The organism is Streptomonospora nanhaiensis, from assembly GCF_013410565.1.
Taxonomy (GTDB): Bacteria; Actinomycetota; Actinomycetes; order Streptosporangiales; family Streptosporangiaceae; genus Streptomonospora; species Streptomonospora nanhaiensis.
Window position 1 is genome coordinate 1,273,759 of the sequence record NZ_JACCFO010000001.1, and the last position, 17,192, is coordinate 1,290,950.

15 protein-coding genes are annotated in these 17,192 nt (G+C 75.7%); 3 read left to right on the forward strand and 12 right to left on the reverse strand.

Translation table 11 applies throughout. The features are described from left to right. Window positions 1-156 precede the first annotated feature (156 nt). The 5 genes from HNR12_RS05515 to mraZ form a co-directional block, all read right to left on the reverse strand. Entirely contained in the window at window positions 157-1,752 is a 1,596-nt protein-coding gene (locus HNR12_RS05515) for a UDP-N-acetylmuramoyl-L-alanyl-D-glutamate--2,6-diaminopimelate ligase (RefSeq protein ID WP_179766480.1), read from the reverse strand. Window positions 1,753-1,856: 104 nt separating this feature from the next. After that, window positions 1,857-3,539, reverse strand: a complete 1,683-nt coding sequence (locus HNR12_RS05520) for a peptidoglycan D,D-transpeptidase FtsI family protein (protein ID WP_246425322.1) — start codon at window positions 3,537-3,539, stop codon at window positions 1,857-1,859. A 343-nt stretch (window positions 3,540-3,882) separates the two neighbouring features. Beyond that, on the reverse strand, window positions 3,883-4,380 hold the full coding sequence (locus tag HNR12_RS05525; RefSeq protein WP_179766482.1) for a hypothetical protein: 498 nt from the start codon (window positions 4,378-4,380) through the stop codon (window positions 3,883-3,885). A gap of 55 nt (window positions 4,381-4,435) precedes the next feature. Further along, window positions 4,436-5,404 carry a 16S rRNA (cytosine(1402)-N(4))-methyltransferase RsmH gene (rsmH, locus tag HNR12_RS05530; RefSeq protein ID WP_179766483.1) on the reverse strand — a complete coding sequence of 323 codons (969 nt, stop codon included), beginning with the start codon at window positions 5,402-5,404 and terminating at the stop codon, window positions 4,436-4,438. 401 nt (window positions 5,405-5,805) lie between these two features. After that, window positions 5,806-6,237 (reverse strand): division/cell wall cluster transcriptional repressor MraZ, encoded by a 432-nt coding sequence (gene mraZ / locus HNR12_RS05535; RefSeq protein WP_179766484.1) that lies wholly within the window; start codon window positions 6,235-6,237, stop codon window positions 5,806-5,808. Between the two features lie 370 nt (window positions 6,238-6,607). Here mraZ and HNR12_RS05540 point away from each other — a divergent pair, with 370 nt between their 5' ends. The 3 genes from HNR12_RS05540 (at window position 6,608) to HNR12_RS05550 (ending at window position 11,332) form a co-directional block, all read left to right on the forward strand. Continuing rightward, complete coding sequence (locus tag HNR12_RS05540) at window positions 6,608-7,597, forward strand: AAA family ATPase (protein WP_179766485.1); 990 nt, start codon at window positions 6,608-6,610, stop codon at window positions 7,595-7,597. Window positions 7,598-7,614: 17 nt separating this feature from the next. After that, entirely contained in the window at window positions 7,615-8,850 is a 1,236-nt protein-coding gene (locus HNR12_RS05545) for a DUF58 domain-containing protein (protein ID WP_308118576.1), read from the forward strand. 133 nt (window positions 8,851-8,983) lie between these two features. Beyond that, the gene (locus tag HNR12_RS05550; RefSeq protein WP_179766486.1) at window positions 8,984-11,332 is read left to right on the forward strand and encodes a transglutaminase family protein; all 2,349 of its coding nucleotides are present in this window, start codon (window positions 8,984-8,986) and stop codon (window positions 11,330-11,332) included. 127 nt (window positions 11,333-11,459) lie between these two features. On the opposite strand, the gene HNR12_RS05555 is transcribed toward HNR12_RS05550, so the two are convergent. From HNR12_RS05555 to HNR12_RS05585, 7 genes are all read right to left on the reverse strand, one after another. Next, entirely contained in the window at window positions 11,460-11,861 is a 402-nt protein-coding gene (locus tag HNR12_RS05555) for a DUF3040 domain-containing protein (RefSeq protein WP_179766487.1), read from the reverse strand. Window positions 11,862-12,159: 298 nt separating this feature from the next. After that, entirely contained in the window at window positions 12,160-13,434 is a 1,275-nt protein-coding gene (locus HNR12_RS05560) for a DNA polymerase IV (RefSeq protein WP_246425006.1), read from the reverse strand. 60 nt (window positions 13,435-13,494) lie between these two features. After that, on the reverse strand, window positions 13,495-14,316 hold the full coding sequence (locus HNR12_RS05565; protein ID WP_179766488.1) for a methyltransferase: 822 nt from the start codon (window positions 14,314-14,316) through the stop codon (window positions 13,495-13,497). A 69-nt stretch (window positions 14,317-14,385) separates the two neighbouring features. Further along, window positions 14,386-14,802, reverse strand: coding sequence for a transcription antitermination factor NusB (gene nusB / locus HNR12_RS05570; protein WP_179766489.1), 417 nt, complete (start codon window positions 14,800-14,802; stop codon window positions 14,386-14,388). A gap of 55 nt (window positions 14,803-14,857) precedes the next feature. After that, window positions 14,858-15,421, reverse strand: coding sequence for an elongation factor P (gene efp, locus HNR12_RS05575; protein ID WP_179766490.1), 564 nt, complete (start codon window positions 15,419-15,421; stop codon window positions 14,858-14,860). A gap of 142 nt (window positions 15,422-15,563) precedes the next feature. Then, the gene (aroB, locus tag HNR12_RS05580) at window positions 15,564-16,643 is read right to left on the reverse strand and encodes a 3-dehydroquinate synthase (RefSeq protein ID WP_179766491.1); all 1,080 of its coding nucleotides are present in this window, start codon (window positions 16,641-16,643) and stop codon (window positions 15,564-15,566) included. Continuing rightward, complete coding sequence (locus HNR12_RS05585; protein WP_179766492.1) at window positions 16,640-17,164, reverse strand: shikimate kinase; 525 nt, start codon at window positions 17,162-17,164, stop codon at window positions 16,640-16,642. Before HNR12_RS05585 ends, aroB begins: the two co-directional genes overlap by 4 nt. Between the last annotated feature and the right edge of the window lie 28 nt (window positions 17,165-17,192).

A 17,192-nucleotide genomic window follows, 5' to 3' on the forward strand; every position in this document is an offset into this window, starting at 1 on the left:
CCGCGGCAGACACGGCGCGGGCGGTGCGGGGCGCGCGGCGGCGCCGCGACGGGGCGCCGCGGGGCGCGGGACGCGCGGTGTGCGCGGTCTCCCCCGCCCTGACCTGGGTGTGCGCGCGTGCGCTGTGTCGTCGGTGCGTGGTTGACGGCCCCCTGTTCAGTCGGCGAGGCGGCGGGCCAGCGCGGCGCGCAGGACGTCGCGGTCGTCGAACGGAAGAACCGAACCGGCGACATATTGGCCGGTTTCGTGACCTTTCCCGGCCACCACGACGACGTCGCCGGGGCGGGCGCGCGCCACGGCCAGCTCGATGGCGGCGGCGCGGTCGGGCTCGACGGTGACGCGGGCCCGCTGGTCCTGGGGGACCTTGGCCACGCCGTCGAGCATGGCGGTGACGATGGTGACGGGGTCCTCGGTGCGCGGGTTGTCGTCGGTGAGGATGACGGCGTCGGCGAGCCGGGCGGCGGCCTCGCCCATCAGCGGGCGCTTGGCGCGGTCGCGGTCGCCGCCGCAGCCCACCACGATGGTCAGCTCGCCCTCGGTGATCCCGCGCAGCGCGGTCAGGACCGCCTCGATCGCGCCGGGCTTGTGGGAGTAGTCCACGACGGCGGTGAAGTCCTGGCCGGCCTCCACGCGCTCCATGCGCCCGGGCACGCCCGGGGCCGCGGCGACGCCCTCGATGGCGGTGTGCAGCGGGATCCCGGCCTCGACCAGGCCGACGATCGCGGCTATGGCGTTGGACACGTTGAAGGCGCCGGGCAGCGCCACGGAGGCGTCGGCCTCCATGCCGCCGGGGCCGGCGATGCGGAAGGTGCTGCCCTCGGCGCCCAGGCGGACGTCGACGGCGCGCCAGTCGGCGTCGGGGTCGCCCTCGGCGGAGAAGGTGGTGACGGGGACGTCGCCGCGCGCCCGCACCTGGTCGATCAGCACCCGCCCGAACCGGTCGTCGCTGTTGACCACGGCGATCTCGCAGAACTCCGGGGTGAACAGGCGGGCCTTGGTGTCGAAGTAGTCGCGCAGGTCGCTGTGGAAGTCCAGGTGGTCCTGGGAGAGGTTGGTGAAGACGGCGGCGTTGTAGCGGGCGCCGCCCACCCGGCCCAGGGCCAGGGCGTGGCTGGAGACCTCCATGGCGGCGGCGGTGGCGCCCTGCTCGCGCATCTGCGCGAACAGCCCGTGGAGGTCGGTGGCCTCCGGCGTGGTCAGCGAGGCGGCCACGCGGTCGTCGCCCACGCGGATCTCGACGGTGCCCACGAGCCCGGTGCGCAGCCCGGCGGCCCGCAGGCCCGACTCCACCAGGTAGGTGACGGTGGTCTTGCCGCTGGTGCCGGTGGTGCCGATCAGCAGCAGGTCGGCGGCGGGCGCGCCGTAGACCCACGAGGCGACCTCGCCGAGGCGGGCGCGGGGGTCGGCGATGGTGACCACGGGCAGCCGGGTGGCGGCGGCGCGGTCGTAGCCGGTGGGGTCGGTGAGGATGGCCACGGCTCCGGCGGCGGCGGCCTGGGCGGCGAAGTCGGCGCCGTGGGCTCGGCTGCCCGGCAGGGCGGCGTAGAGGTCGCCGGGGCGCACCGCCCGGGAGTCGTGGGTGATGCCGCTGATGCGGACGGCGGCGGGGTCGGCGGAGTCGGGGCCGGCCTGCGCGGCGCCGCCGGGTTCCGGCCCGGTCTCGGCGTTCTCGACGCACGTGATGAACGCGTCCGGGCCCAGCAGGCGGGCGAGCTCGGACAGCGGACGGGGCTGGGTGTGTTCAGGTCGCATTACCGGTGGCACGTCGAGAGGTTATCGGCTGCGGCGGCGCGGGCCGAAATCCGCGCCGCCGCCGGTGGGGCGCGCCCGGCGCGGGTGCGCCGGGCGCGGTGGGCTCACTCATCGCCGAACAGCCGGATGTTGGGCGGCTCGGTGCCGGTGGGCTGCACCTTCTCGGTCTTCAGCGCGAAGGACATGATGTCGGTGAAGACCGGCGCGGCGGCCTCGCCGCCGTAGTAGTCGCGCTGGGGGTTGTGCAGCACGACCTGGACGATCAGCTCGGGGTCGTCGGCGGGGGCGAACCCCACGAAGGTCGAGGTGTGCCCGCCGCCGCTGTAGGAGCCGGTGTCGGGGTCGACCCGGTTGGCGGTGCCGGTCTTGCCGGCCACCCGGTAGCCGGGGATCTGCGCGGCCTGGGCGGTGCCCTCCTCGCCGGTGACGGCCTCCAGCATCAGCGCCAGTTCGTCGGCGGTCTCCTCGCTGATGACGCGCTCGCTGGGCGGCTCCTCGGCCGGGGTGAAGGCGCCGTCGCCGTCGACGGTGCCGGCCACCAGGGTGGGCTCGACCCGCACCCCGCCGTTGGCGACGGTGGCGTAGACGCTGGCCATCTGCATGGCGTTGACCGACAGCCCCTGGCCGAAGGAGACGGACGGCAGCTGGGTGCCCCACCAGTCCTCGGGCTTGGACAGGATGCCGACGTTCTCGCCGGGCAGGTCCAGGCCGGTGGGCTCGCCGAAGCCGAAGTCGCGCAGGTAGGCGTAGAGCCGCTCCCGCCCCAGCTGCTGGCCGACCTGGATGGTGCCCACGTTGCTGGACTGGGCCAGGATCCCGTTGAGGGTGAGCCGCTGGGTGGGGTGGAAGTGGTCGTCCTTGAAGGTGCGGTCGTGGATCTGCGTGGAGTAGGGCACCGTGTAGACGGTCTCGGGGGTGGTGAGCCCTTCCTCCAGGGCGCCGGCCAGCGTGATGACCTTGTTGGTGCTGCCGGGCTCGAACGCCTCGGCCACGGCGCCGTTGGCGCGGTCCTCGGCGGAGTACTCGCCGTAGTCGGCGGGGTCGTAGGTGGGGTAGTCGGTCATGGCCAGGATCTCGCCGGTGGGGCGCATGACGATGGCGCTGCCGCCCTGGGCGCCCAGCTCCTCGGCGCGCTCGGCCAGCGCCTGCTGGGCGTGCCACTGGATGTCCTGGTCCAGGGTGAGGCGGACGTCGCGGCCGGGCACGGGCTCCTGGGCCAGGCCGTCGGCCATGGGGATCTGCACCCCGCCGGCGCCCGTCTCGACCTGCTGCTTGCCGGGCTCCCCGGCCAGGGTGTCGTCCATGACGCCCTCCAGGCCCTCCAGGCCCTGGCCGTCGGCGCCGGTGAACCCGATGAGGTCGGCGGCACCGGTCTCCTCGGGGTAGACGCGCTTGTAGTCGACGAGCGCGCCCACGCCCTGCAGGCCCAGCTCCGCCATCTCGTCCCACTTGCGGGGCGGGACGTCCTGGGCGACGACCTCGTAGCGGCTGGGGCGGGCGTCGACGTGCTCGGCGACCTCGGCGGGGTCGAGGCCGAAGCGCTCGGAGAGCTCGTCGATGACCCGCTGGCGGTCGTCGTCGCGGATCTCGACGGGGTCGACGAACACGGTGCGGGTCTCGACCGACATGGCCAGGGGGTTGCCGTTGACGTCGGTGATGTCGCCGCGGGTGGTGGGGATGTCGATGGTGGTCAGCCGGAGGTCCTCGGCGGCGGCGGCGTAGGTGGGGGCGTCGATGGCCTGGATCTGCACCAGGCGCCCGGCGAACACCATCAGCACCACGACCATGAGGGTGACGGCGATGTTGAGGCGGCGCCGCGGGTTGCCGCGGCGGAAGGGGCGGCGCAGCAGCGAGGCGGGCGGGCGCGGGCCGGCGGGGCCGCCGGGCCGGCGGGCGCCCCCGCCGACCTGGGGGCGGCGCGGCGGCGGGACCTCGCGCGGGGCGCGGCGCTGGGCGCCGGCCCCGCCCTGGCGCGAGCGCGCCTGGCTGCCGCCGCGCGGCGGGGTGCCGCGGGCGGGGCGGGCGGAGGGGCCGGGGCGGCGGGGGTCGCGGGAGCGTCCGTCGCGGGAGGTCAACGGCGCCCCCCGCTCTGCGGTCTGGGACGCGGGTGGGCGGGGGCGGCGGCCGATGTCACTGGGCGCCCGCCTCGGGCTGGGCCTCGGTGCCGGGCAGGCCGGAGTCCGCGCCGCCGGGGTCGCCGGTGACGGTGCGCTCGTCGAGGTCCATGAACAGCGGGGCCTCGCCGGGGCGCATGCCCAGCTCCTCGGCCTCCTCGGCGATGCGCTCGGAGGACTCCAGGCGCAGGACCTCCTCGCGCAGGCCCTCCTCCTGGTGGGCCAGCTCCTCGTTGGTCTGCTGCAGCTCGGAGATGGCGAAGGAGTCGGCGACCAGGACGGTGCGCAGCGCCAGCAGGCTGATGAGGGCGCCGCTGAGCAGGCCCAGGACCAGGAGCACGAAGGGCATGCGCGGGGCGCGGGCGGCCGCGGCCGGCCCCGGGCGCGCGGCCGTGGAGCCCGCGGCGCCCCTGCGGGCGGGCGCGGGCCGGGTGCGCGCGGGCGTGCGCGCCGGCGGGGCCTTGGCGGCGGCCCTGGCGCGCCGGGTGCCGGGCTCTTCGGTACCGGTGCTCATCTGGGTCCTCCCCGCTCGTGCGGTGCGCTGGGCGGTGTGGGTGTCCGGGCGGCGGTCATGGTCGGCGGATGCGCTCGGCGGCCCGCAGCCGGGCCGAGGCCGCGCGCGGGTTGCGCTGGGTCTCGTCGTCGGAGGGGGGTTCGGCGCCCCGGGTGAGCAGCCGGAACTCGGGGCTGGCCTCGGGCAGGGGCACCGGCAGGCCGGGGGGCGTGGTGTCGGTGCTCAGGCCGGCGAGGTGGCGCTTGGTCATGCGGTCCTCCAGGGAGTGGTAGGACAGCACGGCGATGCGCCCGCCCACGGCCAGGCGGCCGGTGGCGGCGGGCAGGGCGCGGCGCAGGATGTCGAGTTCGGCGTTGACCTCGATGCGCAGCGCCTGGAAGGTGCGCTTGGCGGGGTTGCCGCCGGTGCGGCGGGTGGCCGCGGGGATGGCCTCGCGCACGAGGTCGGCGAGCTCGCGGGTGGAGGACAGCGGCGCCTGGGCGCGGCGGCGCACGACGGCCTGGGCGATGCGGCCGGCGAAGCGCTCCTCGCCGTAGTCGCGCAGCACGCGGGTGAGGTCGGCCGCGGAGTAGGTGTTGAGGACTTCGGCGGCGGTGCGCGGCTGGGAGCGGTCCATGCGCATGTCGAGCGGGGCGTCGTGGGAGTAGGCGAAGCCGCGCTCGGTTTCGTCGAGCTGGGGGGAGGACACGCCGAGGTCGAGCAGGACGGCGTCGGCCTCGGCGCGGCCGAGGCGGTCGAGGGCGCCGGGGATGTCGTCGTACTCGGCGTGCACGAGGTCGAGCCGGTCGGCGAAGGGCGCGAGCCGGCGGCGGCTGCGGTCCAGGGCGGTGGTGTCGCGGTCGACGCCGACGGCGTGCAGGTGGGGGTGTGCGGCCAGCAGGGCCGCGGTGTGCCCGCCCAGGCCCAGGGTGCCGTCGACGAACACGGCTCCGGGCCGGGAGAGCGCGGGGGACAGCAGCTCGACCACGCGGTCGAGCATGACCGGGATGTGGGCCGCCCCGGCCTGGCTTTCGGTGTCCCCCATGAGCACTGATGCCCCCTGCTTCCTGCTGTCGGCGGCGTGCGGGCGCCTCCGGTGCCGCGCGGGCCCCGGGTGCGCCCGGCCGTGTTCGGGCGTGGCCGCCGGATGGTCGGCCCGCCGGCGGCGGCACCCCCTCGCGCCGCCGCGCTCCGCGCCGTGCGCGGCCGTCTGCTGTGTCCCCCTGGCCCCTGCGCCGGCCCGCGCACCGGGCGGACCGGGACGGGGCTCGGGCCCTGCTGTCCGGACTGGCCTCCAGACGCGGCGGCCACCTGGCGCCGGGGAAGATGCGTCAGCTGACCGCGCATTCGCGTCTGAAGGCCGACGTCCGAACAGGGCTTTGACGGCGGTGGCTTGGCGTGACCGGTGTGCGCGGATGTCGGGTCCGGCACGCGGGTCGCGCGAAGTCACAGCACCCCCGGCAACACCTCCTCCGACAGATCCGCGAATGCCTGCTCCTGTTGGGCTTCGTAGTCGGCCCAGGCCGCGGCGGCCCAGATCTCCAGCCGGGTGTTGGCCCCGATCACGACGCAGTCCCGGTCGAGGCCCGCGTACCTGCGCAGGCCCGGCGGAATGGTGATGCGGCCCTGCTTGTCGGGGACCTCATCGGACGCGCTCGCGAAGAAGACGCGGCTGTAGTCGCGGACCGCCTTGGCGGTGACCGGTGCCGAGCGGAGGGCGTCGGTGATGCGCTGGAACTCGTCCATGGGAAAGACGTAGAGGCAGCGCTCCTGTCCCTTCGTGATCACCAGCCCCCCCGACAGTTCGTCGCGGTACTTCGCCGGAAGGAACAGGCGTCCCTTCTCGTCGAGGCGTGGCTCGTGGGTGCCGAGAAACATCGGCCCCACCTCCCCAGCCCCCAAGTGGAGCGGTCTCCCGCTCCACGTTGCTCCACTCTACTCCACTCTTCCCCACGGTCAACAGTTTGAATCGCTGCTCGCGGGCCATATCGGCCGGAAAACCGCAGGTCAGCGAGGGTGGTGCGGAGTGGAGCGGGCGGGGGCGGCCGGGGCGGCCCGCGCGGCGCGCGAGAGCACAGCCGCGCCCACGCTGTCAAGGCCGGGCGGTGGGAACCGGCGCCCGCGCACCCGCCGGGGGCGGCGGGGCGCGCCGCCGAGCACGTGCCGCACTTTCCCGGTTTTGATTTGCAATCGCCTGCTTTGGGCCTAGCCTCAATTCCGTCAGGTCCGGCTCCGGGAGAGGAAACTCGTGTCACTGGGCACGCGGCACAACACACAGGGAGAAGGACTCCCCGAGGACGGCGGTGTCATCGCCGTGGCGGACCGGATCCGCCGGGCCGTCGAGACCGTCATCGAGGGCAAGCCGGAGGTCGTGCGGATCGCCCTGACCGTCCTGCTGGCCGAAGGCCACCTGCTCATCGAGGACATCCCGGGTGTGGGCAAGACCATGCTGGCCAAGTCGCTGGGCCGGGCGGTCGACTGCTCGGTGCAGCGGATCCAGTTCACCCCCGACCTGCTCCCCGCCGACATCACCGGGGTCAGCGTCTACCACCAGGACCGCGGGGAGTTCGAGTTCAACCCCGGCCCCGTCTTCGCCAACATCGTGCTGGGCGACGAGATCAACCGCGCCTCGCCCAAGACCCAGTCGGCGCTGCTGGAGTGCATGGAGGAGATGCAGGTCAGCGTCGACGGCGAGACCCGGCCGCTGGAGCGCCCCTTCATGGTGGTGGCCACGCAGAACCCCTCCGACATGGAGGGCACCTACCCGCTGCCCGAGGCCCAGCGCGACCGCTTCATGGCGCGCATCTCGGTGGGCTACCCCACCGCCCAGGCCGAACTCGACATGATCGACACCCACAGCGCCCGCTCGCCGCTGGCCGACCTCGCCCCGGTGGCCACCGCCGCCGACGTGCGCGCCATGGTGGAGCACGTGCACACCGTGCACGTGGCGCCGGGGGTGCGCCGCTACGCGGTGGACCTGGTGGGCGCCACCCGCACCTCCCCCGCGCTGCGGCTGGGCGCCTCGCCGCGCGCCACCCTGCACCTGGTGCGCGCCGCCCGCGCCTACGCCGCCCTGGAGGGCCGCTCCTACGTGGTGCCCGACGACCTCCAGGCGCTGGCCGTGCCGGTACTGGCGCACCGGCTGCTGCCCAGCCCCGAGGCCCGCATGGAGCGCCGCACCCCGGAGCAGGTCGTCTCCGAGGTCGTCGCCCGGCTGCCGATCCCCAGCCCCCGCTGAGAACCGGGGGCACAAGGGTGAGTCTGCTGCCGGCCTTCACCACCCGGGGCTGGGGCCTGCTCAGCGGCGGCGCCAGCCTGGTGGCCAGCGGGATCATCATCGGCGAGCGCGACCTGGTGGGCCTGGGGGTCCTCGTCTTCGCGCTGCCGCTGCTGGCCGCGGCCACCCTGATCGGCGCGCCCGGCCGCGTCGTGCACAGCCGCGCGCTGGAGCCCGCCCGCGCACCCGCCGGCAGCGACGCGCGGGTGCTGGTGCGCGTGGCCAACGCCGCCACCGCGCTGCCCATCGGCGGGCTGCGCGTGGCCGACGAACTCCCCGACACGCTGGGAATCGCCCCCACGTTCAACGTGGGCTTCCTGGCGCCGCGCGCCGTGCGTGACGTCACCTACCGGGTGCGCCCCCACGTGCGCGGCGCCTACGCCATCGGCCCGCTGACCGCGTCCTTCGCCGACCCGCTGAACTGCGTGCGGGTGAGCCGGCGGGTGGGCGCGCCGATGACGCTGCTGGTCACGCCGCCGGTGGTGGCGCTGCCGGCGGGGCCGCTGCCGGGCGCCGCCGCCGAGGGCGGCGACACCGCCGTGCGCACGGTCTCCGGCGGCACCGACGACGACCCGGTACCGCGCGCCTACCGGCACGGCGACGACCTGCGCCGCGTGCACTGGCGCAGCACCGCCCGCCACGGCGAGCTGATGGTGCGCCGCGAGGAGCACCACCGCAGCGACCGCAGCGCCGTCCTGGTGGACATGCGCGCCGCCGCCCACGCCGGCGAGGGGCCGGAGTCCTCCCAGGAGGTCGCGGTGTCCGCCGCCGCCTCGATCGCGCTGCACCTGATCGGCCGGGGCCACGAGACACGGCTGCACACCGAGAGCGGCGAGGTCGCCGCCTCGCGCCGCGACGCCCTGCTCGACGCCCTGGCCGTGGCCCGCTCCTCGGAGACGGCGGGACTGGCCGGCGCGGCGGAGTCGGCGCGCGCCGCCGCCGTCAGCGGCCGCGGCCTGCTCGTCGCGGTTTTGGGGGCGCTCTCGGCCGAGGACCTGGGCGCGCTCACCGCCCTGAGCGGCGCCCGCGACCACGCCTGCGTGGCCGTGCTGTGCGGGGGCGCCGCCTGGCCGGCCGCGGCGCCCCCGGCCGGCGCCGCCGCGGTGCTGCGCGAGGCCGGCTGGTCGGTGCTGGGGATCGGCACGCCCGGCGACCTGCCGGCGGGCTGGCAGGGCCTGGGCGCCGCCCGCCTCCACCCCGGCGCGCACCGGTGAGCCCGGCACCGCCCCGGCGGCCCCTCGGCGCCGCCGCACCCCTGTCCGCGGCGTCCCCCGCGGCCGCCCGCCGCCCGCTACCCCGGTAAGGAGGCAGGCCCGCGCACCCCGCACGGGGGCGGGCCGACACCCGATGATCGCAAAGGCCGCCCTCACACTGGCGTCGGCGGCGGCGCTGCTGCTGTCGATGCCGGCCCTGGGATCGGTGATCGCCGGCGGCGCCTGGTGGGGCCCCGCCGCCTTCGCCGTCGTCGCGGTCGCCCTGACCGGTCTGGGCCTGCGCGCCCTGCGGCTGACCGTCGTGGTGCTGCCGCTGGTCCAGGCCGTGGTGCTGGTGTGCGTGCTGACGGGCGCCTTCGCCTCCTTCGCCGCGCCGCTGGGGTTCGTGCCGACGCCCGCCGCCCTGGGCGAGCTGCTGCGGGTCTTCGAGGAGGGGCGCGGCCAGATCGGCCAGGAGACCACCCCGATCCCCGCCACTCCGGCGCTGGCGCTGATCGTGGCGGCGGCCATGGGCGCGCTGGCGATCGTCGGCGACTTCCTCGCCGTCACGGCGCGCACGGCGGCGCTGATGGCGCTGCCGGTGGCCGGCCTGCTGGTGGTGCCGCTGCTGGTCGACGACCAGGGGCTGGACGCCTTCGCCTTCGCCTCGGCCGCGGTGGGCTACGTCGTGCTGCTGGCGGTGGACGGCGCGGTGCGCGGCGCCGGGTGGGGGGCGCGCGTGGCGCACCAGAGCGGCTCCGCGGCCCCGGTGCTGGGCGGGTTCCAGCAGGCGCTCACCACGGCGGGGGTGGCGGCGGTCGCCGTGGTGCTGGCGCTGCTGGTGCCGCTGGCGATCCCCGGACTGTCCTCCAGCGCGCTGTACGCGCTGGCCGACGGCGGCCGGCTGGGCGGCGACACCATCACCACCACCCACCCGCTGGTGAGCCTGCGCCGCAACCTCAACTCCCCCTCCGACCGCCCCGTGCTCACCTACACCGCCGACACGCCCACCCCCGGATACCTGCGGATGTACTCGCTGGACGTGTTCGACGGGCAGAACTGGACCATGTCGCGGCTGCGCGCCGACGGCGACGGCGACCTGGGCGGCGAACTGCTGCCCTCGCCGCCGGGGCAGACCGACATCGGCAGCGACCGGGTCGTCACCGAGGTCTCGCTGGCCGACGGGTTCGCCGCCGACTTCCTGCCCGCGCCCTACCCCCCGCGCGAGGTCGACGTGTCGGGCCGGTGGTTCGCCGACGCCGACTCGCTGATGGTGTTCACCACCGGGTCCCCGGCCTCGGGCACCGGTTACGCGGTGACCAGCCTGGTGCCCCGCGCCGACCCCGACCTGCTCACCGCCGACCTGCCGCCCGGCTCCGACCTGGACCCGCGCTACCTGGACGTGCCCGAGGGGGTGGACCCGCGCACGGCCGACCTGGCCGCGGAGATCACCGCCGACGCCGACTCCGCCTACGAGCGGGCCCTGGCGCTGCAGGACTGGTTCACCGCCGAAGGGCGGTTCACCTACGACCTCACCCCGCCGCAGGTGCCCGAGGGCACCGACCCGCTGGCGTTCTTCCTCTTCGAGAACCGCGTGGGCTACTGCGAGCAGTTCGCGGCGGCCATGGCGCTGCTGGCCCGCCAGGCGGGCGTCCCCGCGCGGGTGGCCACGGGCTTCACCTCCGGCACCCGGCTGCCCGACGGCGGCTGGGAGGTCACCGAGTCCGACGCCCACGCCTGGCCGGAGCTGTACTTCGAGGGGCTGGGCTGGCTGCGGTTCGAGCCGACGCCCGCCGCCGAGGGCGGCCAGGGCACGGCCACCGTCCCCGACTACGCCCAGTCGCCCGTGGAGGCGGCGGAGCGGCCCTCGGTCGACCGGCCCTCCCCCGAGCAGGACGGCGCGCGGCCCAGCGGCGGGGCCCCGGAGCCGCAGCGGCCCAGCGGCGGCCCCGAGAGCGCCGAGCCCGGACCGGAGCAGCCGGAGGACGGCGCGGCGGCGGGCGGCGGGGGCGGCCTGCCCTGGCGGGGGCTGCTGGTGGGGGCCGCCGTGGTGGCCGGCGCCGTGCTGCTGGTGGGCGGGCTGCCGGCGCTGGCCCGGTGGCTGGTGCGGCGCGGCCGGTGGCTGCGGGCGGCGACGGCGGCCGAGCGGGCGCACGCGGCCTGGCGGGAGCTGCACGACGACTGCCGCGACCTTGGGCTGGCCTGGAACGCGGCGGAGTCGCCGCGTGCGGTGGCCGAGCGGTTGTCGGCGGAGTCGGGGCTGGCCGAGGACGCGCGGGCGGCGCTGTGGCGGCTGGCGATGGCCGAGGAGAGCGCCCGGTACGCGCCCCGGCCGAGCGAGGCGGGAGCGCTGCCCGAGGACGGCCGCCGGGTGCGCGCGGCGCTGCGCGCGGCCCGCGGCCGCACGGCGGCGCTGACGGCCGTGCTGCTGCCGAGGTCGCTGCTGCGCGCGCCCGCCGCCGCGGCCCGGCGCGCCTACCGCCCCGACCCGGCGGCCGGGTAGAGCGGACACCGCGCACACACGAGAACGCGCCCATCGGGAGGGATCCGGTGGGCGCGTTCTCGTGTGTGCCGTCGGGCCGCGTTCGCGGGGAGGCGGGCCGCCCCGGCCGTCGGGCCGGGCGCGGTGCTCAGCTGTTCTCGCCCTCCTGGCGACGGCGCCACCGCTCCTCGAAGCGGTGCATCATTCCGGGGCGCTGCTGCCGGCGCTGCCTGGGCCGCGCGGCCTGCTGGGCGGGCGCGGGCTCGCCGCCGCTGCCGCCGGCGACCCGCCGCCACGCCGACAGCCCCCACAGCAGGCAGGCCAGCATGACGATGAAGCCGATGACGCCGACCACGACCTGCTGGAAGATCGCGCCGCCCATGAGGAGTGAGATCCCGATGACGAAGCCGATGGACGCCTTGACGATCCAGCGCTTGTAGTGGACGGCCGGGTTCGTCTGGCGCACGGTGTTGGCGAACTTCGGATCCTCGGCATACAGCGCCTGCTCGATCTGGTCGAGCATTCGCTGCTCGTGTTCAGAGAGCGGCACGGCGCCTCCCAATGACAGTCCCCGAGTGGGGTGACGGGTACTGAACAACAATCTGATGCCCAGTGATATGCCCAGAATAAGGTGCCTTAGCGCCTACTGAAAAGAAAAGATGCAAGTGCAGCTGGCCCACATGGGCCACATTACCCTCACCGTCTGACCGCAACACCGCTCGCTCGCCTTCTCCTGTCCCCTGCTCCGCCGGGGCCCTCGATCCGCGCGGGAGCACGCCGCCCCGCGGGGCCGGGCGGGCGCGGATCCCTGTGTGCGCAACGGACCGGGCGTCCGGAAAGTTGCCGTACTATACGTCATTCTCCTCACGCTTGGCCAAGGCCGCCGGGCGGATGGCGTCGGGCCCGAACCGGCGCGTGACCGCGTCCATGGCGCGCTCGGCCTCGCGCCAGCCCGTCTCGGGCTCGCCGATGCTGAGCTGGCGGTGCGCCTCGGCGGCCGGCATCAGCCCCTCCACCCGCACGCCCACCAGCCGCAGCCGCACGCGCTCCAGGCCGGCCGCGGCGTACAGCTCGCGCGCGGCGGCGTTGATCTCGCGGGCGACGTCGGTGGGCTCGGGCAGGGTGCGCGAGCGGGTGATGGTGGTGAAGTCGGCCCGCCGCAGCTTCACCACGACCGTGCGGCCCACCTGCCCCGAGGCGCGCACCCGCCGCGCCACCTTCTCCGACAGCCGCAGCAGCTCGCGGTGGATGAGGCCGGTGTCGTCGACGTCGCGCGGGAAGGTCTCCTCGGCGCCGATGCTCTTGTCGGGCGTGGAGGGCACCACCGGGCGGTCGTCGCGGCCGTGCGAGAGCGCGGCCAGGCGGTCGCCCAGCGCGGCGCCGAACTCGTGGCGCAGGGTCTGCGGCGAGATCCGGGCGACGTCGCCGACCGTGCGCAGGCCCAGCCGGGTCAGCGCCTGCTCGGTCTTGTCGCCGACCCCCCACAGCGCGCCCACGGGCAGCGGGTGCAGGAACGCGGTCACCTGGGCGGTGGGCACCAGCAGCAGGCCGTCGGGCTTGCACTGGGTGGAGGCGAGCTTGGCGACGAACTTGGTCGCGGCCACGCCCACCGAGCAGGTCAGCCGCTGCTCCTCGCGCACCCGGCGGCGGATCAGCTCGGCGATGCGCACCGGGCTGCCCAGGCGCCGCCGGGCGCCGGAGACGTCCAGGAACGCCTCGTCCAGCGACACCGGCTCCACCTCGGGCGTGACCGAGCACAGGATGTCCATGACGGCCTCGGAGACCCGGCGGTAGGCCGGGCCGTCGGGCGGGAACACCACGGCGTCGGGGCACAGCCGCAGTGCCCGCACCATGGGCATGGCCGAGTGCACGCCGTAGGAGCGGGCGATGTAGTCGGCCGAGGAGACCACCCCGCGCGGGCCGGTGCCGCCGACGATGATGGGCCGGCCGCGGGTCTCGGGGTGCTCCAGGCGCTCGACACCGGCGAAGAACGCGTCCATGTCGATGTGCAGGACGGCGCAGTCGCGGTCGGCGTCGGAGTCGGGGCCGGGCAGCGGCTCGACCCCCTCCGGTCCGATCATCCCGCGCAGCGCCGCACCGCGCTCAAGCTGGCGTCGGCTCATACCACCAGTCTGCCGTCCCTCGTCCCACCTGCGCCAACCGCCCCCGGCCCGTGTGCGTCCCTAGGCGGGGCGGCGGGCCAGCAGGTGGATCTGGGTGGCGATGCCCGACAGCGCCGGGTGCTCGGCGGCGGCCCGCTCCAGCTCCACCAGGTCCGCGCCGATCTGGGTGTCGCCGTCGATGACGCGGCCCGGCAGCAGGTCGGCGAACACCCGGACGCCGCGGATGGCGGTGTCGGCCAGACCGGCGTGCTCGGCCAGCGCCACGAGCTGGTCGGCGGTGAAGCGGCGCGGCATGGGGTCGTTGGCCCCCCACCGGCCCTCGGGGTCGCCCAGGAGGCGGCGGGCCTCGGCGAGGTGGCCGCCCAGGGCGCGGTGCAGCACGCCGGCGACGGCGTTGGTGGCCAGCACGCTCACGGCGCCGCCGGGGCGGGTGAGCGCGGCGACCTCGGCGAGGGCCACCGCCGGGTCCTCGACGTACTCCAGCACGTTGTGCACCAGCACCAGGTGGGCGTGCTCGGGCGGCAGCAGGCCGGCGAGGTCGCCGGTCTCGCCCTGGAGGGCGCGCACCCGCACCCCGGCCTCGGCGGCGCGCCGCTCCAGCGCGGCCAGGGAGTCGGGACTGGGGTCGACCACGGTGACGCGGTGGCCCAGCGCCGCGAGCGGCACGGCCGCGCCGCCGGTGCCCCCGCCGGCGTCGACGATGTCCAGCGCGGTGCCGGCGCCGTCGGCGTTCTGGCCGCCGTCGGGCGCCAGCCGCGCCAGCGCGCCGCGCAGGACGTCCCAGACGACCTCGGTGCGCGCGGCGGTGGCCGCGCGGTGCGGGACGCCCGTGCCGCCGGGCGCGGGCCGCGGCGGGGTGGCGGGGTCGGAGGTGTCGCTCACACCGTTCCCTTCGTGCTCGGCCCGGTGCCGGCGCCGCCCGGCGCGGGCGCGCGCGGCGCCCGCCGGGCGCTACAGCGCCAGCTCGGCCTTGTTCTCCATCAGCCGCGACAGCAGGCCGTTGATGAAGGCCGGCGACTCGTCGGTGGACAGCTCCTTGGCGACCGCGACGGCCTCGGAGATCGCGACACCGTCGGGGATGTCGTCGGCCCACAGCAGCTCGTAGGCGCCCATCCGCAGGATGTTGCGGTCGACGACCGGCATCCGCTCCAGGGTCCACCCGATGGCGTAGCGGTCGAGCAGTTCGTCGATGCGCTCGCGGCGCTCGTTGACGGCGAAGGCCAGGTGCTCGGTGAACTCGTTGATAGGCGGCTCGGGCTGGGCGCGGCGGCGCTCGACGACCTGTTCGACGGTGACCCCGCGGAGCTCGGCCTCGTACAGGACCTCGACGGCGCGTCTGCGCGCCTTGCGCCGCGCGCCGCCGCTCACCGGGACCTCCGCCGGGCGCGGACCCGCCGGGACTGCTGGAGCGCGGTGTCCGCCATCAGTTGACGCGGCCGAGGTAGTCGCCGGTGCGGGTGTCGACCTTGACGCGCTCGCCGGTGGTGATGAACAGCGGGACCTGGATGGTGGCGCCGGTCTCGATGGTGGCGGGCTTGGTGCCGCCGGTGGAGCGGTCGCCCTGGACACCGGGGTCGGTCTGGGAGATCTCGACCTCGACGGCGGCGGGCAGCTCGATGTAGAGCGGGTTGCCGTCGTTCACCGCGACCGTGACCATGGCCGACTCCAGCAGGTAGTCGGCGTTCTTGCCGACGACCTGGCTGGGCACGGAGAGCTGGTCGTAGGTCTGGGTGTCCATGAAGATGTAGGAGTCGCCGTCGGAGTAGAGGTACTGCATCTCGCGGCGGTCGACGTTGGCGAACTCGACCTTGGCGCCGGCGTTGAAGGTCTTGTCGACGACCTTGCCCGAGGTGACGTTCTTCAGCTTGGTGCGGACGAACGCGCCGCCCTTGCCGGGCTTGACGTGCTGGAACTCCACGACGTTCCAGAGTTCACCGCCGTCGAGCTTCAGGGTCGTGCCGTTTTTGAGGTCGTTCGTCGTGGCCACTTCGGTCGTCTCTCCCAGAGGTTCCGGCTCGGTCGGTGACGGTCGCGGCGCGGCCGGCGGGCCGCCGGGGTGCCGCGGGCCGCCGGCGGGTGCGGCGCCGCCGTCGTATCCGCAGTCTAGTGGGTCTGGCCGGTGCGGGCGTTCAGGTGCTGATGGCGGCGTAGGCGGCGCCGAGCAGGTCGGCGGAGGGGCCGGTGAGCACCGCCGGCGCGGCCAGGGAGTCGAGCACGATGAACCGCAGCGTGGCGCCGCGGGCCTTCTTGTCGACGCGCATGGCCTCGTGCAGGCCGGGCCAGGCCGCGGCGGCGTAGCCGGTGGGCAGCCCGACCGCGGCCAGGATGTCGCGGTGGCGCCGGACGAGGGCGGAGTCGATGCGGCCGTCCAGGCGGGCGAGTTCGGCGGCGAAGACCATGCCGATGGCCACCGCGTAGCCGTGCCGGAAGGTGTAGTTCTCGGCGCGCTCGATGGCGTGGCCCAGGGTGTGCCCGTAGTTGAGGATCTCGCGGCGCCCGCTTTCGCGCAGGTCGGAGGAGACCACCTCGGCCTTGACGGCGATGGCGCGCTCGATCAGTTCGCGGGTGTGGCGGCCCTCGGGCCGGGTGGCGCCCTCGGGGTCGGCCTCGACGAGGTCGAGGATGGCGGGGTCGGCGATGAACCCGGCCTTGATGATCTCGGCCAGGCCGCCGATGTAGTCGGCGGTGGGCAGGCTGGGCAGGGTGGCGAGGTCGCACAGCACGCCGGCGGGCGGGTGGAAGGCGCCGACCAGGTTCTTGCCCTCGGCGGTGTTGATGCCGGTCTTGCCGCCCACCGCGGCGTCGACCATGCCCAGCAGGGTGGTGGGCACCAGCACGGCGCGCACGCCGCGCAGCCAGGTGGCGGCGACGAACCCGGCGAGGTCGGTGACGGCGCCGCCGCCCACGCCCACCACGGCGTCGGTGCGGGTGAACCCGGCCTGGCCCAGGCGCGCCCACAGCGACGCGGCGACCTCGGCGGTCTTGGCGGCCTCGCCGTCGGGCACGGGCAGGGCGTGCGCGGTGTAGCCGGCGGCCTCCAGCGCGCCCAGCGCGGGCCGGGCGAGTTCGCCCAGGTGCTCGGGGTGGATCACGGCCACCTGCTCGGCGCGCCCGCCGACGAGGTCGGGCAGTTCGGCGAACACGCCGGTGCCCACCACAACGTCGTAGGGGGCGGAGGTGCCGCCCACACCGATGCGGGTGGCGGTCACAGCGCGCGCTCGCGGCGCTCGGGAAGTCCGGCGACGATCACGTCCACGATCTCCTCGGGGTGGTAGCCGCTGGTGGGCACGGTGACGCTGGCCAGCCCCTCGTAGACGGGCAGGCGCTCCTCCAGCAGGCGCTTGAGCTTGGCGCGGGGGTTGCCGGCCAGCAGCGGGCGGGGGGTGTCCAGGCCGACGCGCTTGGCGGCGTCGGCGAACTCCACCTGCAGGTAGACCACGTGGTGGTCCCGGAGCGCGGCGGCGGTGCCGGGGTCGAGAACGGCGCCGCCGCCCACCGAGACCACGCCGGGCCAGCCGGACAGGGCCTCGGCCACGACCGCGCGCTCCAGGGCGCGGAAGGCGGGTTCGCCGTCCTCGATGAAGATGTCGGCGACGGGCTTGCCGGCGCGCGCCTCGATCTCCAGGTCGGTGTCGAGCAGGTCGACGCCGATCCGGTCGGCCAGGGCGCGGCCCACGGTGGTCTTGCCGGCACCGGGCGAGCCGATCAGGACCGCGACCGGTGTGCTCATCGGTGTCTCCGTCGTGTCGGGTGCGGGG